Here is a 24,319-nt window from a genome sequence, read left to right as displayed (position 1 = left end):
TTATAGTACCATTTCTAAAAGTGTCTTGCCCGCCGCGATGATCGGCTGATTGGCCGCACTCTGCTTTGGATGCATACGGATTACTTTAGATCCGCGTAATAGTAGCGTCCTCAAGGGAGGTAAGAAATCATCATCCGCACTTATGAGGATCACGTGGTGATAACCCTGAGTACCCAAGTACATGAGATCGCAAGCGAGCATTGTGTCCACAATTTTTTGCTCGTGCCTGTAGACTAAGGAGTTATCTTCAGTACTACATCCTGCTGCAGGGCAGCTACCCTTCTGCAAAAGTCTTCGAGCTAACGGGAGTAGACACGTTTCCGATTTACATCCTGCGTCATCTTTGGATGTAACCCGTATATTACTTGGCCTGCCTTTTTTTCTGTAAGTATTGAAAAGATAGTGCGCGGGCTCTTCTAATAGGGAGAAAGCAAGCTCGGCGGTGGTGACGATTTTACATACTTCTCCGTTCCTTAGAGTGGCGCCGATTATCGCGGGGAAATTAGCATCAATATTAGCTGCCAAATCTTCAGATAGTTTGCTTCGAGACTCTCCCTCATACCATCCACCATAGATACGAATCTCGCAATTGCGAATGGGTGAGTCGATTTGCTCTGCTAACTTCATTAAGGTTTTGGTGGCAACGGAAAGGATACCTTCCACCTTATGTGTTTTTTCAAGATTGTCGTAATCGATGCAGATTGCAATCTTCATTGTTTTGATGCTCTAAGTTCTTCCTGGTCGAAAGCTTCGTGAAAAAGTGATGCGTTAACTGTGGGTGCTTTTGAATTTCCTAAAGGTCCATCCATAGGTGTGCATCCATCAAAATTGGTAATGTATTTAAATATTAGATTTATTTTTAGTTTGTTTTTTCTGCATGTGATTATTTTTTCGATAATTATGTAAGGCGTTAATTTCTTCCATGTCAACCTCCAGAGCTGTTAATGGCAGCATAGTCTATCTCGGAGGTCTAGGGCTGATTTCGAGAGGCTGTCTGATAGGGGAACGATGCTACTGTCCATCCTTGGATCAGTCTAGATGTATCCCTTTTCTATTCCTTATCCTAAAGCTCAGGGGCTTTCAGAGCCGGAACAGAACTTTCACTTTCATGTGACGCCATTGACTGAATCCATGCTCTCCGTGCGATAGGGGGGCTCGACAGAGGGGCGCCTAGCTCCGTCAGTACTTCCAGCCCCGTGATACTGGTTGACCATAGCAGAAGCGGCTTCAAGGTTTCTGGTGGGCAGGTGAGGAGCCATAGTGCCCGGGTCTCAAATGGATGTCGATCTGTCGAGCCGCCTAGTCCATTTGATGGGAAAAGCGAAATCTGCCCTCTATCATTTTGGTCTGCTAAGCAGAGTGCAATGCGCCGACATCAGAAGGAAATGTAACACTGTTACACGAAATAGCCGTCGTTACACTAAGATTGAGATCGCCTTTTTCTGTGAATTTACTAATTAAATCAATAGGTTGAATTAATTGTTGCACGCGAAACACGCGAAACACGACGAATGCGCACATACCCTCGCCCAGTTCTCTGCATAGCCTACAGCGGCGACGGTCGCTCAGCAGTCTGTGAGCGACGTATGTGGAAGCCGAGCGGGGGACCCTAGAGAAAGTCATGAGATACGGGGTGGGGAACCCGCGGCTCTTTGTTAGCGGCAGGGCGCCCAGCTTAGTGAACTGGTGAATCAGGTGAACCGGGGTGAATTGTGCAGCTTCTTGAACACCGAGCCTTATCCTTACCGCACTGGCAAGAATCAGCTCTTCATGCAGCCGTTCGATAGATTTCAATGACTGAAATTTCAGTAACCTGGTGGCCAGCCCGCTAGCGCGATGGCGCGGGTTTCCGCCCCCGTACCGTGAGCAAAACGTCAGGGTCCCTAGCTATCCTCGCGAATGCCCTAGCTGCCACCATGGCGCTGAATGTATGTTCGTTGCCTCATGGATCTCGCAGGGAAGCGAAATGTTCTGGAACAGAGATAAAACTGTCAAAGTGAAACTGGTGACGCCTGTGACCTTTGATGTTCAGCAGCCCCCCAGCCAACCATCCACAGCTCAAGACACCGCCGTATCTCAAGGCTCAACAACCAATACGGATTTGGCGCTCAAGCTGCTGGCTTTAGGGGGCATAGCACTGCCACCTGCTCTGGTGGCCTATGGGTATTCTCGTATGGTGGGGTACTACGAGCAATTTGGCATAGACATCAATGAAATTACCCTCAACACGCCTACTCTGCTGCTGTGGGGCTACGTCAACATACTGGATAGCGTACTCGGAGCAGCAACCTCCTATCCCATCATAGTCCCAAGCCTGACGGCTCTTTTGTTCGTCATCCTCGCAGCAGCTTTCATGAAAGTGATCAACAATCGACTGAAGACAAACGTCATCGTCGGGGCCGCCACCTGGATCGGGATGTCGATGTTCTTAGCCTTCGTCATCCCAGCGATTAGCCTGAATAGCGGCGCAGATGCAGGCCGAAGAGACTTCAAAAAATTTACCTCTGTGGATGCGTCCTATGGCTTGGATAGCGTCCAGACCGTCATTACTGAAAAAGGCCTAAGTCTCACCGGCCATCTCATCCTCGCCGACAGCAATAGCACCTTTCTCTTGGTCGATCAGACTGTATTTAAGATCGACGATAAATCGGGGCGGATTATTCGCCAAGCGGCCCTGCAAACGAGAAAACGGCCCAATAAGTAGACCTAGGTCCCAAGCTCGGGAGCTGACAACAGGATTGCTGATGTATGCCAGCGTGTATGCCACAATTAATAGATCCAAATAAAATCTATAAAAATCAATAGATTGAATCTCAGGTTCAAATGACTGTGTACCACCATACCCCGCCTGAGAGTCTTCGGACTTGATGGCAAACAGAAAAGCCCGCCTAGCGCGGGCTTTTTTGTGCCTGTCGTTTGGCCATTTCGTCACCACGGACACGGCCATGTCTTTTTCAAGGCATTTTCGTGCGCTGGCGGACATGAGCGGCCCGGCGCCCTCGTCCAGAATCGACGGATCCAGGACCCGAGCCCATGGCGCAATCATGAATCTGTTGAAACAGGCGCTCCACGACCGCCAGTTCGTCTGCGTGATGGAGTTCGTCCCCAAGCCGCAACGTCTTGCGGGCTTCGAGCAATTGATGCAGCGCGGTCACTTGAGTGGCTGGCCGATGCTGGCCGGTATCGCCGACCGGGTGGGCAGCAATCTGGATACGTCGCCGCTGGATACCTTCGCCAGCCTGTCCACGCCCGTGCCGGTGATCCCGCATTTCTCCGGCAAGGACCGCGAACGCCAGGACCTGCTGGCACAGCTCGAACGCATGGATTCACTCGGCCTCGAACAACTCCTGCTGCTCACCGGCGATCGCCTGCACGGCCATGAGCCGGGGCAGCGACCGGTGCGCTACCTGGAATCGGTGGCCGCCCTCGGCATCGTCCGCCAGGCCCGCCCGGACTGGCTGCTCGGCGCCGCACTCAATCCTTTCAAATACTGCGAGGAAGAAGGCGGCGCGCAGTACTTCAAGGCGCAGAAAAAGCTCAAGGCCGGGGCGGACTTCCTGATCCTGCAGCTCGGCTTCGACATGACCAAGTACCGCGAGGCCATGGACTGGATGCAGCGCCAGCCAACACCGCGGCCGATGCTCGCCTGCATCATGGGCCTGACCCATGGCCGGGCGAAAATGCTGGAGCATGTCGCGGGCGTCACGGTATCGCCGTCGATGAAGGCGCTGGTGGCGGCAGAAGAGGCCGTGTCGAAAGCCCATGCCCAGGCGCGCAGCGTGAGCCGCCTGGCCTTGCAGGTGATCGGCCTGCAACTGATGGGCTATGCCGGGATCAACCTGTCCGGCGTGCACGAGATGGAACAGTTGCTGGCCCTGGAGCGAGCGCTGGACGAGTGGCAGGGCAAGATCCGCACCGAGGAAGAATGGGCCCTGGCCTGGGCCGAGAGCTGGCGCATGCCGGGAGTGCCGGCGGTGACCTTCCATCCGCCAGGTTCGGACTGGGAAGCCGGGGAGTCACGGGTCGAAGCCACGACCCGGGAGAGGCTGCGCTATCACCTGCTGTCTACCTTCCACTCGGCGCTGTTCAGCCGCAGCAATGCGTTGAGCAAGGCGTTCGGCTGGGCGGTTCGCCGGCCCTTGTGGTCGACGGCGCCCGGCGCGCGCTTGCTGCATCGCCTGGAACGCGGGGTGAAACGGCCCTTGGTAGGCTGCGATACCTGCGGCAGTTGCCGCCTTGAAGACACCCTCTACATCTGCCCGGAAACCTGCCCCAAGGGTCTGGCCAACGGCCCCTGCGGCGGCACCCGGCTGAACCGCTGCGAGTTCGGCGACCGCGAATGTATCCACAGCATCAAGTACCGCACCGCGAAGTCGGTGGGGCAGACGGCGGTGCTGACGGAGCGGTTGATTCCGTGTGTGGAGGTGGGAGGACGACAGAGGAGTTCGTGGCCGGGGTGGTTTGATGTCGGGGCGAAGGAAAAGACCTCGGAGCAAGTCGGCAGCGCGGCGCTGCCATAAACCTTCACCCCGCCAGATACAAGCGATGGGAGCGCGCTATCGCTTCGACCGTCGCCTCCGCTACCCCGACACTCCGTGCCAGTTCAGGCCAGCGCGCCACAGCGTCCGCAACCTCGCGCACTATCTGTTGCGCATCCATGCCCCTGACCTGAGCGCCGACCGCAAGCAGATCGTCCAGGCTGAAACCGTCGCGCTTGCCGTTGATCGTCATCTGATGGCTGTCCACCCAGAAGTTGCCAGGCAGATACGACCAGGTCACATCGTAGGCCGGCGACAGGTACCAGGTGCCATCAGTGTCCATCAGGAAGCCGATGTTCTTGGTGTGGTCGTCCTGATTGCGCGCAATGACGTTGAAGACCATCCGCCGGAAGAACTGCACGGCTTCGTCACGCCCGAGCCTGAGCATGCGCATCACCGCGAACGCCTCGGCATAGGAGTAGTCACCCGGCTTCTTGTAGTCGGCATGATCGAGGGCACACAAGGTCGCCATATGGATCTTCTCGCCGGCATCGTTGCGATCGAAGCGCCGGGTCATGAAGTGCGCACGCCCTCCCTCCTCCAGGAGCCGGCATTCGCTCATCTGCACCCCTGCGGCCCTGGCCATCAGGTAGTAGGCGTATTCGATGCGTCCGTAGCCCTGGCTGTCGGCCAACAGATCGGTGTGCTTGGCGACGTCGAACTTCAGCAACCAATAGCTGTAGCCAGGAGGCGCCTGGATCTGACCGGAGCGGATATCCCCGGCATCATTGATGGCGATGATCGCCTTGGCCCGCGCCCCGCCCGCACTGGTGCCTACCTGGATCAGGCGTTGCAGCGCCGACTCGTCGACGCTGGGGTCATTGGCCGTCAGCCGGTCCTCGAGACTGGCGCGGTTGGATAACACCTCGCTGGCCAACTGGACCAATGCGTGGATCTCGATACGCTGCGCCTGATCCATTTCAGCGTTCAGCGCCGGGTGGTACTCCAGTGCACCCATCCCACGGTTGCCCTGGTACAGCAATCTCTCGACCGGCGAAAAGCCTTGTCGATCACGCCCGCGCTGGGCCAGCCAAGCGTTGATCAGGGCATTGCCGAAATCGTCGGGCAGGGAGTCGGCGAAGATCGCCGGCAAGGCACGGAAGGTTTCCCGGTTCAGCCCCGGGAACACATAGGTGTAGTCGGCGCACAGCGGCATATGGATCGGTGAGATCTCCAGCCCGGCACGCACGAACTCGGCAGCGTATTCGAATTCACCGGTCTGGCTGGCCTCATCCCAGTTCAGGGCCCCAACGTACAGATCCCACAGGTAGATTTTCGCGATCACCATTCAGTGTCCTTTGTTCCTGCCGGCGCCAGCAATGGTTTTCTGCCGCTGGCCGGCATGGGCTCGTTATCCCTTTTCCGGGGGCTGGAGGCGCGAACCCTTTGCTTGCCCGCCATCCTTGCCATCTGGATCGGACTGGGGCGCACCTCTTCGGTCAGAGAGCCTAGTCGGTCCAGTTCATCGATCACCCGCAGCACTGCGATCAGGTTCAGAAGCGTTCCCTTGCCGTTGAGCAGATTTCTTAGGGTCTGACGGGAAATGCCTGCCTCATGGGCAACCAGCTCCAGATGGATGTTCTTCTTGAGCCTGAGGGCTTCGACACGGGACCCGATCAGTTCGGCAATGGCCTGATCGCTCATAGAGAGCATTCTCATAACGGACTGTTTCCTGATCACAAAGACGCCTTTTGGCTTCTATTGATCAGAATACTAGCCGCAATAAAAGAATCAGCAACAGAATAAATAATGGATGACTATTTAGCCGTAAATCGCTAAAAACACGAAATACGGCTATATTTTTAGCCATTAAATGATATCTCAGGATGTTCTCTCTTCCGGAGTTGGCAAGCCATCGAGTCGCACAACCTCCTCGGCAGAATCCTGTTCCGTCAGGTAGCAGTCTTCAGAGGTGCACTAGAAAAAGCCTTCTACCCAACCAGAACACCTCTGACGCTCAACTCATAACATCCCTACCACACCAATCACCAACCATCCGGCCAGTGCCAGCACCACCGCCCCCTTTGCCCGATACGGCAACAACATCACCAACCCCAGCCCCGCCAGCGAAAGCAGCCCGAGCCAGCCAATCGGCCCCATCGCCCAGCCCCAGCAGGCAACACTTGCGGCAAAGCTGGCCCCCAGTGCCAGCCATCCACCCAGACGCAACCCGCGGCGCATCCAGGGCCCCGGCACCCGCTGCCAGACCTGCTTGTAATGCCGCTCCAGCCCAAGGCACAACCCAAGCATCCCGCTGTACGCCAGCAACAGCCCTGTGGATAACATCACGCCCATCTCAACTGACCTCCACGACGGCTGCAGCCCCGCGCCGCGCCGGACGCTCCTTCGGCGGCTGGCCGACCTTCCAGCAACACCAGCCCAGCAGGAGGCCGATCGATACGCTGGTGATTTCCAGAGAGATGAACTCCCCCCGGTTGACGGTGAATACATTGAACAGCGGCAACAGCAGGCACATGAGCGCCGCCAGCCCCAGTTGCTCGCGCCAGGCCTTCAACCGCGGGCGAACAAGGGCATGGCCGAGGGTCGCCAGCCAGACCAGGAAGAACACCCGCACCTCCCAGCCACCACGTTGCGCCAGCTCCACCGGTAACAAGCGGTTGGCCCACAACAGCCCGATGCAAGCCACCGACAACCCGGCGACCACCGTGACATTCAGCCGCTCCGCCACGTGGTACAGCAGCGCACCAAGTGCCCCTTCGCCATCGTGCCGACGCCGCCGCTTGACGGTGAACAGCACCAGCCCGGTGGCGATCATCGCGCAGCTGGCCAGCCCGCAGAGGAAGTACAGCCAGCGCATCGGATAGCCGCCGAACTGGGCGAAGTGCATGCCCGCCATGACCCGCTGGGTCAGCAGGCTCGGGCGGCTTTCGGCCGGTGCACGCAGCACCCGGCCACTGGCGCCATCGAAGACCATGCTCTGGCCCTTGGTCAGTTCGATGCGATTGCCCAGTACCGGGCGTACTTCGATTCGCGCGTTGCTGCTGCCCGGGTTCTGGATCGACAGACCGGACAACGGCCCCATGGCCTGCTCCGCCGCCGCCAGTACCGGCCCGAGATCGGTCAGGCGTGCCGACTCGACCGGTTCGCCCCTCGCCTGCCCATGCTGTTGCATCGGCGCGCCGCGCATGGCCCGGTTCAGCGCATCGCGGTCGCCATCGAACAGCGCATCAGACGCCGCCGGCATATAGATCAGGTAGAAAATCACCAGCCCGGTGTAGGTGATCATCAGGTGGAACGGCAGCACCAGCACCGCCGTGGCGTTGTGCGCATCCAGCCAGGAGCGCTGGCCCTTGGCCGGGCGGAAGGTGAAGAACTCCTTGAAGAATTTCTTGTGGATGACGATGCCGCTGACCAGCGCCGCGAGCATCGCCATGGCGGCCAGGCCCACCACCCAGATGCCGAAGTTGCGCGGCAGGTTAAGGGTGAAGTGGAAGCGGAAGAAGAAGCTGCCGCCGGCGGTTTCGCGGACGTCCAGCTTCTCGCCGGTGGTCGGGTCGAGGGACACGCCGCCACCGCGACGCTGCTCGCCGGCGGAGACGCTCAGGCCCGGCGAGCGTTCGCTTGGCAGGCCGATATTCCAGGCACTGGCGCCGGGGTGGTTGGCCTGCAGATAATCCAGGGCGCGCTGCAGCGCTTCGGGCTGGCTCAGGTCGTGACGGGGGATTTCCGGGCGCATCCAGCCGTCGATTTCCTTGTCGAACACTGCCAGGGTGCCGGTGAGGAAAATCGCGAAAAGGATCCAGCCGAAGACCAGCCCAGACCAGGTGTGCATCCAGGACAGGGATTGGGTGATGGTTTTCTGTTTCATCCTGACAGGCCTGTGAGTTGCGGCCAGAAACCGATCGCCGCCAGCGGCACGCCCAGCGCCAGCCCGGCCCAGGCGCGGGTGGCGCTGCGGCAGGCGAAGGCCCAGAGGATCGCGCCGGTGTAAAGGGCGAAGGACAGCAGGGTCGCGCTGATCAGGGCGTCGACCTTGTCCAGCGGCAACAGCCGTGCGAGGGCGGCAGTGGCGGCGTAGGTGAAGGCGTAGCCGCCGAGGATGGCGGCGGTGATGCGGGAGAGCATTGTGAACACCTCATCTCTTGAGAACTCCACGCCCCCTGTGGGAGCTGGCTTGCCAGCGATAGCGGCGGTGAATTCACTGCAGCAATCGCTGGCAAGCCAGCTCCCACAGGGTCACCAGCGTTCTCAAGATCTCGGATCAGAAGGTCGTCGTCACCGACGCATAGAACGCCCGGCCCGGCTCGTTGTAGGTGCTGGCCCCCGCCGAGGTCCCCGCCCCTTCACGGTACACGCGCTTGTCGAACAGGTTGCTGATCCCCGCGCCGAACGAGACGTTCCTGTTCAGCTCGTAGGTCCCGCCGACACCCCAGACATGGTACGGATCAAGGGTCTGCAACTCGTTCTGCCCGGTCACCGCCACATCCCGCGTCGGGTTGAATACCCGCGGCTCCTGCTTGCCGTAGTAGGTGCCGGTGAGGCTCAGCGCCAGGGCCTGGGTCACCTGCCAGTCGAGCATGGTGTTGACCGTGTATTCCGGCACCACCGACAGCGGGTTGCCGTCGCTGTCCTCGTTGGAGTCCATGTAGGTGAGGTTGGTGTTCCAGCTGAGGATCTCCCCCGCCTCGCCCAGCAGCGGCACGCCGATATTGCCTTCCCAGCCCTTGACCACCGCGTCCTTGGCGTTGTCCCAGCGCAGGATCGCTTCGTTGGCCGAGGTGCGCCCGGCAAGGTCGTTGGAGGAGACGATCTTGTTCTCGTAGTCGTTGCGGAAGTAGGTCAGGCCGGCGCTCCAGCCATCGCGGGCGAAGCTGATGCCGACTTCCTTGTTGATGCTGATTTCCGGATCGAGGTCGGCGTTGCCCAGCACGTAGCAGCCCGTGGAAGCGAGGCTCGGCGCACAGCCGTTGCCATTGCTGCGGTACAGGTAGTTGGGGTTGGACTGGTACAGGTTCGGTGCCTTGAACGCCCGGGCGATACCGCCCTTGAGGGTGATGTCCTCGGTGAGCTTGTACGAGGTGTTCAGGCTCGGGCTCCAGTTGGCGCCGAACTGATCGTGATGGTCCAGGCGCAGGCCCGGGGTGAGGAACCAGTCGCGGGTCAACTCGATGTTGTCTTCGACATAGACGGCCATGATGGTCGCGTCCATGTCGGTGTCCCGGGCACCTGCCGCGGAGTTTGGCAGGGTGGTGCCGATGGCGCGGTTCATGGTGCTCGGGTCGTCCAGTTCCTGGTAGTTCCACTCGGCGCCGAGGGTCAGGGTCTGCGGCCGCAGGATCTCCAGCGGAATGTCCAGCTGGCCCTGGACCAGGTAGCTGTCATAGGTGCTGGTGGACTTGTCGTTGCCGCTGATATCGCCGTCCACCGAGCCGGTCTGGCCTTCCAGCAGGCGGTTGTTGCGGGTGTTCTCGTACTGCGCCATCAGGCGCGAGGTACCGAACTCCCAGTCGCCGCGATGGGTGACGGAGAAGTTCTGCCGGTACATCGTGTTGGTCTCGCGACCCAGCCATTGGTTGACCGTGCTGTTCGGGGTCAGCGAGTCGGTGGCGCCCGTGCCGACATCGCCGGCGTAGATGTTGCCCTGGCGGCTGAAGCCACCTTCGAAGTCGAGGGTCTGCTGGTTGTCCAGGGCCCAGCTGAGCAGCGCATTGACGTCCTTGTTGCGCACGCCCTCGCGGCCAGCGGCCAGGGAGCCACCTGCCGCGGTATGGTCGGCGTTGATGTCGGCGTCGTCGGCATCGGTCTTGTTCAGGTTGCCGTAGACACGGAAGGTCAGCGCGTCGGTCAACGGCCCGGAGAGGCTGAAAGTGGTGCGCTTGGTCATGCCTTCGGCATCGTCCTCGGGCAGGTTGGTGAAGGCACTGATGCTGCCGCTGACTTCCTGGGTCGGGCGCTTGGTGATGATGTTCACCACCCCGCCCATGGAGCCGGAGCCATAGCGCGCCGCCGCCGGACCGCGCAGGACTTCGATGCTCTCGACTTCATTGGCCGGCACCCAGTTGCTGTCGCCACGGGTATCGCGCTCGCCGGAGCGGGTGTAGCGCACCGAGTTGCGCGAAGTGACCGGCTTGCCGTCGATCAGGATCAGGGTGTTTTCCGGCCCCATGCCGCGCAGGTCGATCTGCCGGTTGTTGCCACGGGTGCCACTGGCGCTGTTGCCGGTCAGGTTGACCCCGGGCATCTTGCGGATGATTTCGGAAAGGTCGTTCACCGGCGGACGCTTCTTGATGTCCTCCTCGGTGATCAGGGACACGCCGGGCGCCTGCTTCAGTTCTTCGGCAGCGGTGGCCACCACGTGGGTCTCGGCCAGTTCCAGGTCCTCGCGCACCTCGGTGGCAGCCAGCAAGGACGACGGGGAAATGGCCAGCAGGGCCAGGCAAAGAGGGCTGAGCTTGAAACGGGGCTGCATCGACGACGCTCCTTTCGCAATGACGGGCGTCAGGCAGGGAGCGTGGGACATCATCATCCGGCTCGCCCCAGACCTGACCGGGACGAGCGCGAATGCTACTTCCTCTCAAATGAGAGTAAATCTTTTTTACATTTCATACACTTCTCACCCGCAGGTTGACCCGCAGCCCGGGCGAGCGGTTCTGCGCCCACACCTCGCCGCCCTGCAACTGCACCACGCTGCGGGCGATCGACAGGCCGAGGCCGAAGCCATCACCGCCGGGGCGTGCGGCATTGAGACGGGTAAAGGGCAGGAAGATGCTTTCCAGCTTGAGTGGATCGACGCCGGGGCCCTGGTCTTCGATCCACAGGTGCCAGTCCTCGCCGTCCCGTCGCCCGCCCAATCGTACGAGCCCGTCCGGGGGTGAATGACGCACCGCATTACGCAGGATGTTCTCCATGGCCTGGGCGAGGCTGTTGAGATTGCCCACTACCAGGCAGGCGCCCGGCAGGTCGTTGTGCAACTGCTCGACGGACCACTCGCTTTCGTAGCAGACGTCCTCGCACAGCACATCCCACAGGCGTCCGATATCCACGGTTTCCACGGGCAGTTGCGGGCGCTCGGTGTCGAGCCAGACCAGCTCCAGGGTGTCGTTGATCAGGCGCTCCATGCCCTGCACTTCGCGCTCCAGGCGCTGGCGCAGGGCAGTGGTGTCCTGCTCGCGTTCACCGGTGACGCGCAGTCGGCTCAGGGGCGTGCGCAGTTCGTGGGAGAGGTCGCGCAGCAACTGGCGCTGGAACTCCACGGTGTTCTCCAGGCGCCCGGCCATATGGTCGAAGGCCCGGCCCAAATCGCCCAGTTCGTCGCGACGGCGGGTCAGTTGCGGACCGACCCGGGCGGACAGGTTGCCGGTACTCAGGGCATTGGCCTGGCGGCGCAGGATCACCATCGGCGCGATCAGCGTGCGGTACAGCAGCACGCCAAGTCCCAAGGCCAGGCAGGCCGGCACGATGCGCTCCAGCAGCAAGCGCCAGAGATGGTTGTACTTGCGCGGGTCGAGACGGGCCGGCAAATCCATCACCAGCCGCGCCTCGCTGTCGCTGAATGGCACGTAGAAAGTCGGCGTGCCGCCGGGACGCCCCACGGACCAGTCCAGGGTGCGCATGAAATGCAGCTTCTTGCGCTCGCGCCCGTGCAACGGTTGAGACGACAACGACTGGTCATACTGCCCTACCACTGCAGCCCACACACCTTCGCGCTCGCGCAGGCTGCGCAGGAAATCGTCCACGCCCGGGGTGCCGCGGGCATTCCAGGCGCTTTCGGCCTCGGCGGCGTAGTCGGCGAGGATCTTCTGCGTCGGCGCGGGCAGCTTGGCCGTGGCGGTCTCCAGGCGCTGGCTGATATCCACGTGCAGGCTGATGATCAGCAGGCTCAGCAGGGCGATGCCGCCCACCAGTTTCCACAGCAGCGAATGGCGGTCGGGCAGGTTCATGGGCTGACGCGCTTGAGCACATAACCGGCCCCGCGCACCGTCTCCACCCGACCGGCGCTATAGCCGATGCCCTGGAGTTTGCGGCGGATATGGCTGACGTGCATGTCGAGGCTGCGGTCGTGGATCGAATAGGCGCGGTGCAGGGCCTGCTGGTAAAGGAAGGTCTTGCTCAGCACCTCGTTGGGCGAATGCAGCAAGGTTTCGAGGATGCGGTACTCGGTGCTGGTCAGGTCGGCCCAGGTGCCGTTGCTGCACACGTCGCTGCGCAGCGGATCGAAGGTCAGGCCCAGGGCCTGACCCAATTCGTCATGGCCCTGGCGTTCTTCGCGCTCGTAGGCCACGCGACGCAGGATCGCATCGATGCGCACATCCATCTCGACCATGCTGAAAGGCTTGGGCAGGTAATCGTCGGCGCCCTGGCTGAAACCGACGATGCGGTCCTGCTCGGCACCCAGGGCCGACATCAGGATCACCGGCACGCGCTGGCGGCGGCGCAGTTCGGCGAGGGTCTCCAGTCCGTTGCTGTCGGGCAGGAGGATATCCAGCAGGACCAGGTCGAAGTCGCCTTCGCGCAACAGGTCCACCACGTCCTTCGCGTCGTTCCGCAGGGTCACGGCAAAGCCGCGCTGGCCCAGGTGGCTGTCGATATGGGCGGCCAGGAGCGGGTCGTCCTCGATGGCCAGGATGCGCACCGGGGCACGGGGGGATAAGGCGGGCTGCATGGGGCACCTTGCGAATGAGAATGGTTCTTTGTCGTGCATTCTGACGAAAGATCGCGAAGATGCCCATCGTTGTTTGCAGGGCTTGCGGGCCTCATCGCTGGCAACGCCAGCTCCCACAGGGTCCGCATGTACCGCGAAACCTGTGGGAGCCGGCGTTGCCGGCGATGAGGCCATCAGCAACACCACACTTCAAAAATTCCCTACACATCCCTCGGAAACGTCTGATGTTTTTCCCAGCATCAAGACCTCAGGGTTACAGGCTTCCACCCCACGAGCACCGCCGCTTTTTCATTCCGGAAAAACAGGCGGTGCCGATGAGCAAGGAGCCGTGCCATGCAATCCACTACCCGGCGTTTCAACAATCAACACCTCTGCCTGGCGATCCGCGAATGCCGCTCGATCGATGTGCACCACGATTGGCATCGGCGCAGGTGCGTGGGGAGGCACTGAACTCGGTGGCTGGGGCGGCGAGAAGACTGGAACTCTAATCTACGAAGGTGACTTCATATGAACATCACCCACATTGATTCGTGGCCTTACCCTATCGCCCTCACCTTTGTATGCGGCGGATTCCTTCTTACCTTCACTTACATAGGGGCATCAATCTACATAAGCAAAAAATATCTGCCCAACCTGTTAGAAGCTTTACCGAATAGCTCATACGCCCAATCACTATCTCGAAACATCAGTCAAAAAAGCCTCACATCACGAGCGCTGACTTTCAGCTTGATTGCGGGACTGATTCTATTCAAAAAATCATTCGTACGCATCGGAGATCTTTGCCAGAGCGATATCGGAAAATTCCCCAGGAAGCTTGAGAGAATCATAAAAATCGAATTCTCTCTCGCTATAACGGCACTGACCTGGATGATTTTGATCGGTTTGCTTTTCAAAATCCAGGAAGGAAATTCCGCGTAAAACCACTACAACAAGCGTCTAGTCTTGATGAATAGGCGCTTTAAAAAGGCCAGAAAACATATGCTAGAAATGGAAACATGGTCAGAAGGCATGTGGCTCTGCATCATCGGCTTTGGCTTTCTGATGCTTATTGCTGCCTCGAGACTCACGAACAAACTCGAAGCGCTACATCATCGAAAACTTTTCAAGACCATGCAGAACAGCAGCTACATGTTGTTGGCCGATCAATTACTTGAAGGAGCAAGCAAGCGTGAAAGAAAGCGCCTTCGGAAGGCCTTGAACCATGTACTGACGTTCCCCGATCCATTCTTCGAGGATGGGCGCATCTGCGAAGAAGACATGAAAAACGCACAACCGCTTATAGAAGAATGGACGAAAACAAACCGACTAATCCTCGCATTCCCCATCGCCTGGATCATCGCATTCACCATCGCCAGGGAAATATACGTGGACTGAGACTTCAGCCCCCTCGCTTCACGAGGGGGCCACCGCCCTCAAAACTCCCACTTACTCGTCACCATGAAATTCCGCGGTTCCCCATAACTCCCGCTATAGAAATTCTCATCCAGCGAACTCACATACTTCTCATCGAACAGGTTGTTAACCGTCGCCGTCGCCGACCACTGCGGCGTCAGCTGATACCGCGCCATCAACCCCACCGTCGCATAGTCATCCTGCTTGTAGGTCGAGGCCGATGGCAGCATCCAGCTTTCCGAGGTGAAGTGGATGCTGCTCTGCCAGTTGACCCCGCCACCAATGGTCAGGCGCTCCAGCGCACCCGGCATGCGGTAAGTGGTCCAGAGTTTGAAGATGTCCAGCGGGACAATGCTCTTGATTCGCTCGCCATCGCTGTCCTCGACCCGGGAATGGCTGTAGCTGGCGTCGATATTCCAGCCCGGCAGCACCTCGCCACTGATCTCCAGGTCGATCCCCCGGGTCGTGGTTTTCTTCGCCACGTAGGCGGTGTCGTAGTCGGTGCCGATGATGATGCCGTCAGCGACGTTGTCGTTCTCCAGCTTGACCTCGAACAGGGCGATGGCGGTGTTCAAGCGGCCATCGAAGTATTCGCCCTTGAGCCCGATCTCGTAGTTGTCGCCTTCACGGGGATCCAGCAGCTTGCCGTTGCGGTCCTTGTAGGTCTGCGGCTTGAAGATGCTGGTGTAGCTGGCGTAGACCGAGTGGTTGTCGTCGAGATCGTAGACCACGCCGGCATAGGGCGTGACTTCTCCGCTGACCCGCACCGCGTCGTCGGTATCGAGATAGACCATGGCCGGGACGTTGTAGTGGTAGCTGGCGCGGTACTTGTAGTTGCTGACCCGCGCACCGAGGATCACCGAGAGATCATCGGTGGGCTTGAGCCGGCTGGCGAGGTACGCGCCGTTCTGGCTTTGCTCGAGGTTGTCGTCTTCTCGGTTGAGGGTGTAGGTCGGCCGCGGGCCGTAGTTGTCCCAGGTCCAGATATTCACCGGCTTGCCGCTGACCAGGTTGTCGCTGCCACCCGAGGCGGTGAGGTTGCCGAACCCGTTGCGACGGTTCTCGTATTCCTGGTAGTTGAAGCCCATCACCAGCTCATGCTCGCGACCGAAGGCCTGGAACGGGCCGGAGAGCATCAGGTCGAGGCCCTTCTGGCGCTGCCAGTTCTCGCCCTTGGTGGCGGTGTATTTCAGGCCGCTTCCGGTGGCCGGGTCGACGAAGCCGGTGGAGGTGCCGGCGATCACCGAGTCGTAGTCGCGGGTGCCGTAGAGGTAGCTGGTGGACAGCTTCAGGCTCCAGTCATTGGCGAACTTCTGTTCGAGGGAGGCGAAGCTGTTGGCGATCTGCTGGCGGTTGGTACTGTCACGGCTGGCCGGGTTGTCCGAGCGCGAGGTGTGCAGCTTGTTGCCGTAGCGGTCGAGCACTGGCAAGCCAGTGGTGGAGAAGCCGCGCGGGTCGTTGTTCAGGTAGTCGAAGCCGACGGTGAGCAGCGTGCTGTCGCTCAGGTCGAATTCGCTGATGCCGTAGACCACGGTCTTTTCCTGCTGCAGGTGGTCGGTGAAGCTGTTGCCCTGCTGGTACACCGCCACCGCCCTGCCCCGCACATTACCGGTCTCGGTCAGCGGACCGGAGACATCCACCTCGCCACGATACAGGTCCCACGAACCCAGGCCGCCACTGACGTAGCCCTTGAAGGTATCGGTGGGACGCTTGCGCACCAGGTTGACGGTGCCGGACGGATCTCCCGCGCCGCTGAGCAGACCGGTAGCACCGCGCACCACTTCGACCCGGTCGTAGATCGCCATGTCCGCCAGGGCGTGGGGCAATGCCTGGCTGAAGGCGAAGGACGTGGTGGGCATGCCGTCGAACTGGTAGTTGTCGATGGCCAGGCCACGGGAGAACACATAGAGGCGGTCGCTGCCGGGGCTTTGCACGTTGATGCCCGGCGCCTGTTCCAGGACCTGGCCGATGCTGCGCAGGTTTTGGTCGTCGATGCGCTGGCGGGTGAGGACGCTGACCGATTGCGGGGTTTCCCGCAGGCTCAGGTTCAGTTTGGTCGCGGTGTTGGTCGCTCCAGTGGTGTAGGAACCCGTGCCCTCGGTGGTGCTCCCCAGCCCCGTTCCGGTGATGCTCGTGGCGCCCAGTTCCAGGGTGTCGCCGGACTGCGGCACGGCGATCAGCACGTAGCCATCCGGGCTGGACTGCGCTTGCAGCCCCTGGCCGTGGAGCAACGCGGCGAAGCCTTCCAGCACGCCGAAACTGCCCTGCAAACCGGCGCTGCGCTTGTGCGCGACCTGCTCGGCATTGAAGGAGATCGCCACCCCGGCCTCGCGGGCATAGCGGCTGAGCACGTCGCCCAGCGCGCCGGCGGGGATGTCGTAGCGTTGCTGTTGCTGCTGGGCTTGAGCAGGCAGCGCGACAAGCAGTGGCGCGCCGACGACAGCGACATGAATGGCCAGCGCCAGGGCGCTGCCGGCGGTGCGGGGGCGTAGCGAAACAGACATCTTCCATGGTCCTCGTTGGGTGTTGGCTAGTACAAGGACGCACGGCTGCCGGGAAGTGGAAAAAGAATTACTGCTGCGGACGAATACGGGTGACCCACGGCGTGTAGTGCACCACCTCGATCGGCAGGCTGCGCGCCAGCAAGCGCAAGGCCCGCTCGCTGTCGTCGGCAGGCAGCACCGCCGAGACCTTGAGCCCGGCCAGGGCCTTGGCGTCATAGCTGAGATAGCCGCGATGATGCCGCGCCAGACGCTCCAGCACTTCGTTCAGCGGCTGCTCGCGGATCAACAGTTGATGCTGGGTCCACGCCTGCTCCAGCCCGACACCATCCACCGGTTGCGGTGGCTGGATACCCCGAGCATCGAACTGCACCTGCTGACCCGCACCGACATTGACGCGGTCACCGCCACTGCTCACCTGGGTAGTGGATTCGATCATCGCCAGCCGCGTCGAATCCCCCAGCCGCTCAACCACGAAACGCGTACCGAGGGCACGCACGCTGCCGTGCTCGGTGACGACGATGAAGGGCCGAGCGGGATCCTTGGCCACATCCACCAGGATCTCGCCGCCGAGCAGGCGCAGGGTGCGGGTCCCGGTATCGAACTGCAGGTCCACCGCCGAACGCCCGTCCAGCTGGATGCGGCTGCCATCCGGCAATTGCTGGCTGCTCCATTCACCGACACCGGTATGAATATCCGCCAGCAGATAGCCCGGCGGAAACTGCTGCAAGGCCAGCCCCGCCGGCAGCGCCAGCACCACCGCGACAGCCAGCGCCTTGAGCCCGCGTCGCCCTGACGAACGCGCCGTCACACTGCCCAGCGCCGCCCGCACGGGCGCTCTCGGCAACTCGCGCAACGGTGCCAGGCTGCCCTGCAACGCCTGCACTGCCTGGACATGGGCAGGATCACTATTGAGCCAGGCACGAAAGGCCTCCTGCTCCGCCGCGTCCGGCTCATCATCCATGCGCACCAACCATTGCGCCGCCTGGTGCAGCACTGCCGAGGACACGTTCACAGACCGCCTCCCGCCGCATGACATTGCAACAGAGCCTGGACCAGATCGTTCTGCACGGTCTTGGTGGAGACATTCAGTTGCGCGGCGATCTCGGCATGGCTCAAACCATCGAAATGGCGCAGGACAAACACCTGGCGCATACGCGGTGCCATGACAGCCAGCGCCCGGGCGATATGTTCCAGGGCCTGCACCGCGGCCATCACCTGCTCGGCGGAAGGCGCCTGCTCAAGGTACTCGGCATGTCGCGCCAGCTCCTCGCGGTAGGCCTGCTCGAGCTTCTGCCGCCGCCCGCGATCCATCAGCAGACGCCGTGCGACCGTGGCGAGAAAGGCGCGGGGTTCGTTCGGGGCGACGTAGGAGCCGGTGCTGAGCAGGCGAATGAAAGTGTCTTGGGCCATGTCCGCGGCGTTATGCGGACAGTCCAGGCGTCGTCGCAGCCAGACCAGCAACCAACCGTGATAGCCCTTGTACAACGCATCGAGACTGTCAGCTGGTGGAGTGGCTTTCATGGCGGCAACTACAAATGAGAATTGTTCTATCTTATGTTCTCGACACAGAAGGTTGCAATCCACTCACTTCACACTGGCGAACAGCACCGTCACACCCAGCCCCAGCAACGCCATGCCAATCACCTGATCCACCAAGCGCTGGCGATCGATCATCACCCGCCGCAACGGCGCACTGGAAAAGCACAGCGCCACCAGGCTGAACCACACCCAGTGAGCCACCGACATGAACAGCCCGTACGCGAACTGCCGGGCCAGCGAGCTGTCCGGGCCGACCACCTGGGTGTAGGCGCTGACCACGAACAGCAGGGTCTTGGGGTTGAGGGCATTGGTGAGGAAACCCGAGAGGAACGTGCCCCTCGCCTTGTTCCCGCTCTGCCCTTCCAGCGACAGCCGGCTGGTGTTGGTCAGCGAGCTGTAGCCGAGGTAGATCAGGTAGCCGGCGCCCAGCACCTTCATCACCAGGAACAGCGTCGGCGAGTGCTGCACCAGCAGGGAAACCCCGAGCACGGTATAGAGCACATGCACCTGCACACCGCAGGCGATGCCCAGGGCCGCAGACAGTCCGCTACGCCGGCCGAAGGCGTAACTGGCCCGGGTGACCATGGCGAAATCCGGACCGGGGCTGATGACGGCCAGCACGGTGAAAAGGGCGACGGCGATGAGTTCGTTCACACGGGCTTTCCTTGTTTTCGATAAGCGATGAAATAACGCAGATGGGTTACATGCTTGCCATTATCGAAAGCCTTACGGCTTCGAAAAAAGCGATTTATAGTGCGACAAATCCGCTAGTTTTCCTCACCGATATGAAACTGCCCGCCCTCACCGCCTTCCGCTATTTCGACATGGCCGCCCGCACCGAAAGCTTCGTCCGTGCCGCTGAACTGCTGCACGTCACCCATGGCGCCGTCAGCCGCCAGGTGCGCTTGCTGGAAGCCTCGCTTGGGGTGGAGCTGTTCGAGCGGCGTAACCGCGCGATCTTTCTGACGGCTGCCGGACGCACGTTGCTGGGCACCACCCAGTCGATCTTCGAACAACTGGAAGGCACGGTGTCGCGGCTGCAGCAGCACACCCGGGAAAACGTCCTGGTGCTGTCCTGCGAACCGACCCTGGCGATGAAATGGCTGATCCCGCGGCTGGCGGATTTTCAGGCACGACATGGGGATATCCAGGTGCATCTGATGACGGCAGGGGGACCGGTGGATTTCGTGCGCAACGGGGTCGATCTGGCGCTGCGGCGGGATGATTTTCAGTGGGAGGACGGGCTGCATGTGCAGAAGATCTGTGATGAGTGGGTCGGGCCGGTGGCGAGTCCCAACCTGCAGTTGCCGAGCAGAGGTTTCGCCGGCCAGCGCCTGCTGCACAGTGCCACCCGGCCGGAGGCCTGGACGACCTGGCTGCGCTTGAACAGGAAGACGGCCCGGGGTGTCGAGCGGGCGGATTACGAGCATTTCTATCTCTGTCTCCAGGCAGCGGTGGCGGGGCTCGGGGTGGCGATGGCGTCGCGGTTGATGGTGGGCGATGAACTGGCCAGCGGGCAGTTGGTGGCGCCTCATGGGTTTGTGCGGGATGGGTCGGCTTATGTGCTGTTGTGTCCGCAGGTGCTGGCGGAGACGGAGAAGGTTCAGCGCTTTACGGAGTGGGTGATGGAGCAGGTCGAACCTCGCTAGCAAGATCAACACATAACCCTGTGGGAGCTGGCTTGCCAGCGATTGGGCCAGGCCTGACAACATCATTGCTCAAGCCGGCCTCATCGCTGGCAAGCCAGCTCCCACAGGGTTCTGCGCAGTTACTCACAGCCGGATTCCATTCCCCAGGTGCGGTAGCCCGCGGTGTCGATATGGATCCTGCCAGTCGGATAGCGCCCCAACCCCATGTTCCAGACCTTGCCGTAGTGCTGCCAGAAATGGCACAACGCCTGCGCATCACCTCTGTCCGCCAGCAGCATATCCACCGCAAACGCCCGCATATGCGCACTGCCCGCCGCCCCACCGGCACAACGATTGAGCAGCGGATCCCGATAAGCGGACACCACCTCGAAAGCCCCGATAACCCGCTCATCCCGCAGCAGATCGAGCAACCTCAAGGTACTCCGCACATCGCCCCACTGCGCCACCGGCGGTACGGCAAACGGCTGCGCCCGACACTGCCGCCAGTCACTCGCCGACCTGAGCAACTGATGGATCGGCACCACCCCATACACGCGTGCATCCACCAGCATCTCGCGGAACCCCCGGGTGTCATGCGCGCCGGCCCACTGGGCGAACATCCACACATCCCGTTCGTCGGCCTGCGCCGCGCCAACGTGCAGTAACACAAACAGCGCCACTGCCCCTCTTCCCACACCCATGGAAAGTCCTCCAGACTGGCGGGCGCCCCATCACAGGGAGCCATCTGACAAGGAGTTAAGCATGCACAAGATTGCACCGATCGCCCTGGGCCTGATCGCGCTCGGAATTGCCGGCCAGGCAGCCGCCGACACCCGGGTCGAACTGGGCGACGAGGCCCGCGTAACGCGGCTGTTCGCCTACCCGAACAACTGCAGCGTGATCTGCTTTCGCAACTGGACGCTGGAACAGACCGTCGAGCATTACCTGAACCAGAGCGTGCAGCGCGACGGCTACCCGGCCGCGACGGTCAAGGTGCAACGCGACCACGACAAGTACTACGCCGATATCACCGGCGTCCCCGCCGACTACCACAAGCCCCTGAGCGCCCTGCTCGATGCCGGCGAACTGGCCTACAACGGTGCGAAAAAACTCAATGCCGACGGCAAGTGGGCCTATGACTGGTACCTGTTCCTGCCCCTGGGCATGGCCCTGGAAAACCGCCGCAGCATCGAACTGCTGCACTTCCCGCCGGACTATTCGCTGACCCAGGCCCAGGACTACCTGCGCTCCAATACCACCGACCGCTGGGCCAGCCTGCTGACCTACAACGGCATCCCCGCCGAACAGACCCCGGCCTACCAGACCATCGTCGATATCGCCCCGATCGCCGCACCGGCCAGCGCCGGCTCGACCCTGGAAGGCACCTACGGCTACTTCCAGGATTACCAGGTGCGCATGGTCAAGGACGTGACCCTGACGGCGAAGGGTGAGTCACTGCCGATGGTGGCCTTCGGTGCGCCGGTGCGCAGCTGGATCAAGCAGCAATATGGTGCGGACCTGAAGGTGCTGGGGCTGGGGATCATCAGCCCGAGTGCCGGGCAGAACGTGCCGGTGCTGGGCTCCAACCACCCGAGCGCGATCTGGTACGCGGCTGACAAGGCAAACAACGGCGGTGACCAGGACAAGGCCGATGCGGCCGGCCTGAAGATGATGGGCCAGGACCTCAGCGCGGCGTGCTGGCAGGCGGGAATGGGGCGCAATCCGGGGGCGGATCCGCAGTTGACGCTGAATGCCTGCACGCAGAAGTGGCAGGTGACGGCGAAGAAGCAGACCTGCGAGTTGTTCTATCGGACGATTCGGGAAATGACGCCGGAGCAGGCGAGTGCCAAGTGCAATACCGGGGCGATGACGCGGGAGCTGCGAGAGTTGCAGAAACCTGCCGACCCCCTCTGAAACAACACAAAACCCTGTGGGAGCTGCGGTTCGGCGCCCCGACTTGCCAGCGATGAGGCCGGCCCTGACAAAGATGTTGTCTGGCCGGGCCCTATCGCTGGCAAGCCAGCTCCCACAGGGGTTAGCGGTGTCGCTGAATAATGTTTATTCCTGCGGCCGCAACCGATACTGCGGCGGCAACTGATCCAGCCCGCTGATGGTCACATCCAGGCTCTTCCAGCGGCCATCCTGGATGCCATAGATGCAGCCATGCACCGACAGCTCCTGACCACGATGCCAGGCGTTCTGGACGATGGTGGTATGCCCCACGTTCGCCACCTGCTGGATCACGTTCAGCTCGCACAGGCGATCGACCCGCTCATCCTCGGTCGGCAGCTTGGCCAGATCGGCGCGGTGCTCGTAGTACAGGTCGCGGATCGAGCGCAGCCAGCCGTCGATCAGGCCGAACTGGCGGTCCTGCATCGAAGCGCGCACACCGCCGCAGCCATAGTGCCCGGTGACCAGGATATGGCGGACCTTGAGCACATCCACCGCGTACTGGATCACCGACAGGCAGTTCAGGTCGGTGTGCAGCACCACGTTGGCGACGTTGCGGTGGACGAACAGGTCGCCCGGCAGCATGCCGACGATCTCGTTGGCCGGAACCCTTGCATCCGAGCAGCCGATCCAGAGGAATTCAGGGGTCTGCTGGCGGGCCAGCTTTTCGAAGAAGTCCGGGTCCTTCTGCTTGATGCCGTCGGCCCAGCGCGCGTTGTTGTCGATCAGTTCTTGCAGGTCGTGCATGGTCAAGGCCTCATGAATTGATGCGCTGTTATGACAGGCAGCGACCCGCGCAGGTCACGCTGCCGTGTTTATTCGATCAGGGTGCAGGCCATCACCAGGGCGTCTTCGCGGCCGCCCGGGGCCGGGTAGTAATCACGACGGCGGCCGACTTCATTGAAGCCGTAGCGCTCGTACAGGCGATAGGCCGATTCGTTGCTGGCCCGCACCTCGAGGAAACATTCGCGGCCGTTCATTTCATAGGCGCGCTTCATCAGCTGCTCCAGCAGGCGCAGGCCCAGGCCACGGCCCTGGCTTTCCGGCTTGACGGTGATATTGAGCAGGTGGGCTTCGTCGATGATCACGTTGATCACCCCGTGCCCGACCTGCTGCTCGCCTTCGAACATCAGCCAGATTTCGTAGCTTTTCAGGCCGTCGAGGAAAATCCCCCGGGTCCAGGGGTGGCTGAAGGCGGCATATTCGATCTTCAGTACGGCATCCAGATCCGCCTCGGTCATCCGGCGAAAGCTGAGGGTGTCACTCATTGCTTGGCTTCCAGCGCGCCATCAGCCGGCGCATGGCTTTCCAGACGTCCGCCTTGCGTTGCGGCTCGTCCATCAACACTTCAAGACCGGGCAGCGCCCAGGCAGTGCCCAGGCCCTCGACCGGGAATTCCTGGTAATACGCGGCTTCGTCACGCTCGCCGGCATGGCGGATGGCCGGCAGGCCGACCAGCCACAGGCAGGCCGCAGGCTCGCGCTCCAGTTGCACCTGGGTGAAACCGTGGACGAAGTCGCGGGCGGCATCCGGGCCCTGGTCGAGGCTGCCACGGGCCAGCAGCGGCCAGCGGATCGGCTCGCCGAGAATCTGCGGGCTGTCCGGCAAGCCGGCAGCACGGAGCATGTCCTTGAGCAACAGATAGGAGGGATCGCGGCTCTGGAACGGCTGCCCGGTGGCCAGCTCCACCAGCAGCAGGCAACTGCCGGCGCGCAGCAGTTGCAGGGAGAAACGCGGCGGCGGCGGTGCGACCAGCTTGACCGGGGCGGGCTTCTCTTCCTCGCTTTCCACCGCCTTGCTGACGGCCTTGGCCGTGGCGCCCGGACGCGGGATCTCGATCTTCGGCCGTTCCGCCGGTTTGACCGCCGGTTGCGCGGCAGCCGGCTTGGCCTGGCTTGGCAGCAGCACCGGCAACTCGTCCAGCACCGGCTCCAGCGGCAACAGCAGCTCCGGGCGCGACGGCGCGGCGAACGGCAGTTCGGTACGCGGCAGCCAGTGCACCACTTGCATGGCGTTCAGGTAGGCGCGGCGGCGGGACTCGGTCAGCAAGGAGGTTCGGCCATCTGTGGATAAGTCAGGGCGCACATTCTAACGCCGTTGCGTTTATCGCGCCGCAGTCGATCGCACAAATCCGCCGGACAACCG

The 24,319-nt window shown here is 61.5% G+C and carries 23 protein-coding genes; 6 read left to right on the top strand and 17 right to left on the bottom strand.

Annotation, left to right across the window (positions count from 1 at the left end):
- Entirely contained in the window at nucleotides 1-714 is a 714-nt protein-coding gene (locus AC2CQI_RS24265; RefSeq protein WP_484578119.1) for an NYN domain-containing protein, read from the bottom strand.
- Nucleotides 715-1,930: 1,216 nt separating this feature from the next.
- On the opposite strand from AC2CQI_RS24265, the gene AC2CQI_RS24260 reads away from it, so the two are divergent.
- Both AC2CQI_RS24260 and AC2CQI_RS24255 read left to right on the top strand, forming a co-directional pair.
- Complete coding sequence (locus AC2CQI_RS24260) at nucleotides 1,931-2,704, top strand: hypothetical protein (protein ID WP_484578118.1); 774 nt, start codon at nucleotides 1,931-1,933, stop codon at nucleotides 2,702-2,704.
- 340 nt (nucleotides 2,705-3,044) lie between these two features.
- Nucleotides 3,045-4,520, top strand: coding sequence for a methylenetetrahydrofolate reductase C-terminal domain-containing protein (locus AC2CQI_RS24255; protein WP_484578117.1), 1,476 nt, complete (start codon nucleotides 3,045-3,047; stop codon nucleotides 4,518-4,520).
- Between the two features lie 4 nt (nucleotides 4,521-4,524).
- On the opposite strand, the gene AC2CQI_RS24250 is transcribed toward AC2CQI_RS24255, so the two are convergent.
- The 8 genes from AC2CQI_RS24250 to AC2CQI_RS24215 form a co-directional block, all read right to left on the bottom strand.
- Nucleotides 4,525-5,826 carry a type II toxin-antitoxin system HipA family toxin gene (locus AC2CQI_RS24250; RefSeq protein ID WP_484578116.1) on the bottom strand — a complete coding sequence of 434 codons (1,302 nt, stop codon included), beginning with the start codon at nucleotides 5,824-5,826 and terminating at the stop codon, nucleotides 4,525-4,527.
- Nucleotides 5,820-6,182: a helix-turn-helix domain-containing protein gene (locus AC2CQI_RS24245; RefSeq protein WP_484578115.1), complete on the bottom strand. Its 363-nt coding sequence runs from the start codon at nucleotides 6,180-6,182 to the stop codon at nucleotides 5,820-5,822. The genes AC2CQI_RS24250 and AC2CQI_RS24245 overlap by 7 nt, the downstream gene beginning before the upstream one ends.
- A 318-nt stretch (nucleotides 6,183-6,500) precedes the next feature.
- The gene (locus tag AC2CQI_RS24240) at nucleotides 6,501-6,833 is read right to left on the bottom strand and encodes a DUF3325 domain-containing protein (protein WP_484578114.1); all 333 of its coding nucleotides are present in this window, start codon (nucleotides 6,831-6,833) and stop codon (nucleotides 6,501-6,503) included.
- A gap of 1 nt (nucleotide 6,834) precedes the next feature.
- Complete coding sequence (locus AC2CQI_RS24235; protein WP_484578113.1) at nucleotides 6,835-8,367, bottom strand: PepSY-associated TM helix domain-containing protein; 1,533 nt, start codon at nucleotides 8,365-8,367, stop codon at nucleotides 6,835-6,837.
- Nucleotides 8,364-8,624 carry a DUF3649 domain-containing protein gene (locus tag AC2CQI_RS24230; RefSeq protein WP_075801477.1) on the bottom strand — a complete coding sequence of 87 codons (261 nt, stop codon included), beginning with the start codon at nucleotides 8,622-8,624 and terminating at the stop codon, nucleotides 8,364-8,366. Before AC2CQI_RS24230 ends, AC2CQI_RS24235 begins: the two co-directional genes overlap by 4 nt.
- A 136-nt stretch (nucleotides 8,625-8,760) precedes the next feature.
- The gene (locus AC2CQI_RS24225; protein WP_484578112.1) at nucleotides 8,761-10,968 is read right to left on the bottom strand and encodes a FepA family TonB-dependent siderophore receptor; all 2,208 of its coding nucleotides are present in this window, start codon (nucleotides 10,966-10,968) and stop codon (nucleotides 8,761-8,763) included.
- Nucleotides 10,969-11,101: 133 nt separating this feature from the next.
- Nucleotides 11,102-12,439 carry a sensor histidine kinase gene (locus AC2CQI_RS24220; RefSeq protein ID WP_484578111.1) on the bottom strand — a complete coding sequence of 446 codons (1,338 nt, stop codon included), beginning with the start codon at nucleotides 12,437-12,439 and terminating at the stop codon, nucleotides 11,102-11,104.
- Nucleotides 12,436-13,161, bottom strand: coding sequence for a response regulator transcription factor (locus AC2CQI_RS24215; RefSeq protein WP_075801479.1), 726 nt, complete (start codon nucleotides 13,159-13,161; stop codon nucleotides 12,436-12,438). Before AC2CQI_RS24215 ends, AC2CQI_RS24220 begins: the two co-directional genes overlap by 4 nt.
- Nucleotides 13,162-13,668: 507 nt before the next feature.
- Here AC2CQI_RS24215 and AC2CQI_RS24210 point away from each other — a divergent pair.
- A complete protein-coding gene (locus AC2CQI_RS24210) occupies nucleotides 13,669-14,079 on the top strand; it encodes a hypothetical protein (RefSeq protein ID WP_484578110.1) in 411 nt (136 codons plus the stop codon).
- Between the two features lie 60 nt (nucleotides 14,080-14,139).
- Nucleotides 14,140-14,535 carry a hypothetical protein gene (locus AC2CQI_RS24205; protein ID WP_484578109.1) on the top strand — a complete coding sequence of 132 codons (396 nt, stop codon included), beginning with the start codon at nucleotides 14,140-14,142 and terminating at the stop codon, nucleotides 14,533-14,535.
- A gap of 38 nt (nucleotides 14,536-14,573) precedes the next feature.
- On the opposite strand, the gene AC2CQI_RS24200 is transcribed toward AC2CQI_RS24205, so the two are convergent.
- The 4 genes from AC2CQI_RS24200 to AC2CQI_RS24185 all read right to left on the bottom strand — a co-directional run bounded on the left by AC2CQI_RS24200 (nucleotide 14,574) and on the right by AC2CQI_RS24185 (nucleotide 19,250).
- Nucleotides 14,574-17,057, bottom strand: coding sequence for a TonB-dependent siderophore receptor (locus AC2CQI_RS24200; RefSeq protein WP_484578108.1), 2,484 nt, complete (start codon nucleotides 17,055-17,057; stop codon nucleotides 14,574-14,576).
- 67 nt (nucleotides 17,058-17,124) lie between these two features.
- Entirely contained in the window at nucleotides 17,125-18,069 is a 945-nt protein-coding gene (locus AC2CQI_RS24195) for a FecR family protein (RefSeq protein ID WP_484578107.1), read from the bottom strand.
- Nucleotides 18,066-18,578: a sigma-70 family RNA polymerase sigma factor gene (locus AC2CQI_RS24190; protein ID WP_484578106.1), complete on the bottom strand. Its 513-nt coding sequence runs from the start codon at nucleotides 18,576-18,578 to the stop codon at nucleotides 18,066-18,068. Before AC2CQI_RS24190 ends, AC2CQI_RS24195 begins: the two co-directional genes overlap by 4 nt.
- A 63-nt stretch (nucleotides 18,579-18,641) precedes the next feature.
- On the bottom strand, nucleotides 18,642-19,250 hold the full coding sequence (locus tag AC2CQI_RS24185) for a LysE family translocator (RefSeq protein ID WP_484578105.1): 609 nt from the start codon (nucleotides 19,248-19,250) through the stop codon (nucleotides 18,642-18,644).
- A gap of 131 nt (nucleotides 19,251-19,381) precedes the next feature.
- Between AC2CQI_RS24185 and AC2CQI_RS24180 the strand changes: the two genes are divergently transcribed.
- Complete coding sequence (locus tag AC2CQI_RS24180) at nucleotides 19,382-20,245, top strand: LysR substrate-binding domain-containing protein (RefSeq protein ID WP_484580661.1); 864 nt, start codon at nucleotides 19,382-19,384, stop codon at nucleotides 20,243-20,245.
- 119 nt (nucleotides 20,246-20,364) lie between these two features.
- On the opposite strand, the gene AC2CQI_RS24175 is transcribed toward AC2CQI_RS24180, so the two are convergent.
- On the bottom strand, nucleotides 20,365-20,892 hold the full coding sequence (locus tag AC2CQI_RS24175) for a D-Ala-D-Ala carboxypeptidase family metallohydrolase (protein WP_444851697.1): 528 nt from the start codon (nucleotides 20,890-20,892) through the stop codon (nucleotides 20,365-20,367).
- 94 nt (nucleotides 20,893-20,986) lie between these two features.
- Between AC2CQI_RS24175 and AC2CQI_RS24170 the strand changes: the two genes are divergently transcribed.
- Nucleotides 20,987-22,138 carry a hypothetical protein gene (locus AC2CQI_RS24170; protein WP_484578104.1) on the top strand — a complete coding sequence of 384 codons (1,152 nt, stop codon included), beginning with the start codon at nucleotides 20,987-20,989 and terminating at the stop codon, nucleotides 22,136-22,138.
- Between the two features lie 144 nt (nucleotides 22,139-22,282).
- Here AC2CQI_RS24170 and can read toward each other — a convergent pair whose 3' ends face one another.
- From can to AC2CQI_RS24155, 3 genes are all read right to left on the bottom strand, one after another.
- Nucleotides 22,283-22,921, bottom strand: coding sequence for a carbonate dehydratase (gene can / locus AC2CQI_RS24165; protein ID WP_075801489.1), 639 nt, complete (start codon nucleotides 22,919-22,921; stop codon nucleotides 22,283-22,285).
- 68 nt (nucleotides 22,922-22,989) lie between these two features.
- Nucleotides 22,990-23,442 (bottom strand): ribosomal protein S18-alanine N-acetyltransferase, encoded by a 453-nt coding sequence (gene rimI, locus AC2CQI_RS24160; protein WP_075801490.1) that lies wholly within the window; start codon nucleotides 23,440-23,442, stop codon nucleotides 22,990-22,992.
- A complete protein-coding gene (locus AC2CQI_RS24155) occupies nucleotides 23,435-24,223 on the bottom strand; it encodes an energy transducer TonB (protein WP_484578103.1) in 789 nt (262 codons plus the stop codon). The genes rimI and AC2CQI_RS24155 overlap by 8 nt, the downstream gene beginning before the upstream one ends.
- Nucleotides 24,224-24,319: the final 96 nt, after the last annotated feature.

Source organism: Pseudomonas sp. P2S-1 (genome assembly GCF_057197725.1).
This window is presented reverse-complemented; position numbering and strand designations above follow the sequence as displayed.

What these genes read in the sequence shown, in the direction of transcription:
- AC2CQI_RS24220 (WP_484578111.1), bottom strand. Translation starts at nt 12,439, where the DNA reads ATGAACCTGCCCGACCGCCATTCGCTGCTGTGGAAACTGGTGGGCGGC.
- AC2CQI_RS24230 (WP_075801477.1), bottom strand. Translation starts at nt 8,624, where the DNA reads ATGCTCTCCCGCATCACCGCCGCCATCCTCGGCGGCTACGCCTTCACC.
- can (WP_075801489.1), bottom strand. Translation starts at nt 22,921, where the DNA reads ATGCACGACCTGCAAGAACTGATCGACAACAACGCGCGCTGGGCCGAC.
- AC2CQI_RS24240 (WP_484578114.1), bottom strand. Translation starts at nt 6,833, where the DNA reads ATGGGCGTGATGTTATCCACAGGGCTGTTGCTGGCGTACAGCGGGATG.
- AC2CQI_RS24225 (WP_484578112.1), bottom strand. Translation starts at nt 10,968, where the DNA reads ATGCAGCCCCGTTTCAAGCTCAGCCCTCTTTGCCTGGCCCTGCTGGCC.
- AC2CQI_RS24250 (WP_484578116.1), bottom strand. Translation starts at nt 5,826, where the DNA reads ATGGTGATCGCGAAAATCTACCTGTGGGATCTGTACGTTGGGGCCCTG.
- AC2CQI_RS24180 (WP_484580661.1), top strand. Translation starts at nt 19,382, where the DNA reads ATGAAACTGCCCGCCCTCACCGCCTTCCGCTATTTCGACATGGCCGCC.
- rimI (WP_075801490.1), bottom strand. Translation starts at nt 23,442, where the DNA reads ATGAGTGACACCCTCAGCTTTCGCCGGATGACCGAGGCGGATCTGGAT.
- AC2CQI_RS24200 (WP_484578108.1), bottom strand. Translation starts at nt 17,057, where the DNA reads ATGTCTGTTTCGCTACGCCCCCGCACCGCCGGCAGCGCCCTGGCGCTG.
- AC2CQI_RS24215 (WP_075801479.1), bottom strand. Translation starts at nt 13,161, where the DNA reads ATGCAGCCCGCCTTATCCCCCCGTGCCCCGGTGCGCATCCTGGCCATC.
- AC2CQI_RS24210 (WP_484578110.1), top strand. Translation starts at nt 13,669, where the DNA reads ATGAACATCACCCACATTGATTCGTGGCCTTACCCTATCGCCCTCACC.
- AC2CQI_RS24190 (WP_484578106.1), bottom strand. Translation starts at nt 18,578, where the DNA reads ATGAAAGCCACTCCACCAGCTGACAGTCTCGATGCGTTGTACAAGGGC.
- AC2CQI_RS24265 (WP_484578119.1), bottom strand. Translation starts at nt 714, where the DNA reads ATGAAGATTGCAATCTGCATCGATTACGACAATCTTGAAAAAACACAT.
- AC2CQI_RS24255 (WP_484578117.1), top strand. Translation starts at nt 3,045, where the DNA reads ATGAATCTGTTGAAACAGGCGCTCCACGACCGCCAGTTCGTCTGCGTG.
- AC2CQI_RS24260 (WP_484578118.1), top strand. Translation starts at nt 1,931, where the DNA reads ATGTTCGTTGCCTCATGGATCTCGCAGGGAAGCGAAATGTTCTGGAAC.
- AC2CQI_RS24170 (WP_484578104.1), top strand. Translation starts at nt 20,987, where the DNA reads ATGCACAAGATTGCACCGATCGCCCTGGGCCTGATCGCGCTCGGAATT.
- AC2CQI_RS24205 (WP_484578109.1), top strand. Translation starts at nt 14,140, where the DNA reads ATGCTAGAAATGGAAACATGGTCAGAAGGCATGTGGCTCTGCATCATC.
- AC2CQI_RS24235 (WP_484578113.1), bottom strand. Translation starts at nt 8,367, where the DNA reads ATGAAACAGAAAACCATCACCCAATCCCTGTCCTGGATGCACACCTGG.
- AC2CQI_RS24245 (WP_484578115.1), bottom strand. Translation starts at nt 6,182, where the DNA reads ATGAGCGATCAGGCCATTGCCGAACTGATCGGGTCCCGTGTCGAAGCC.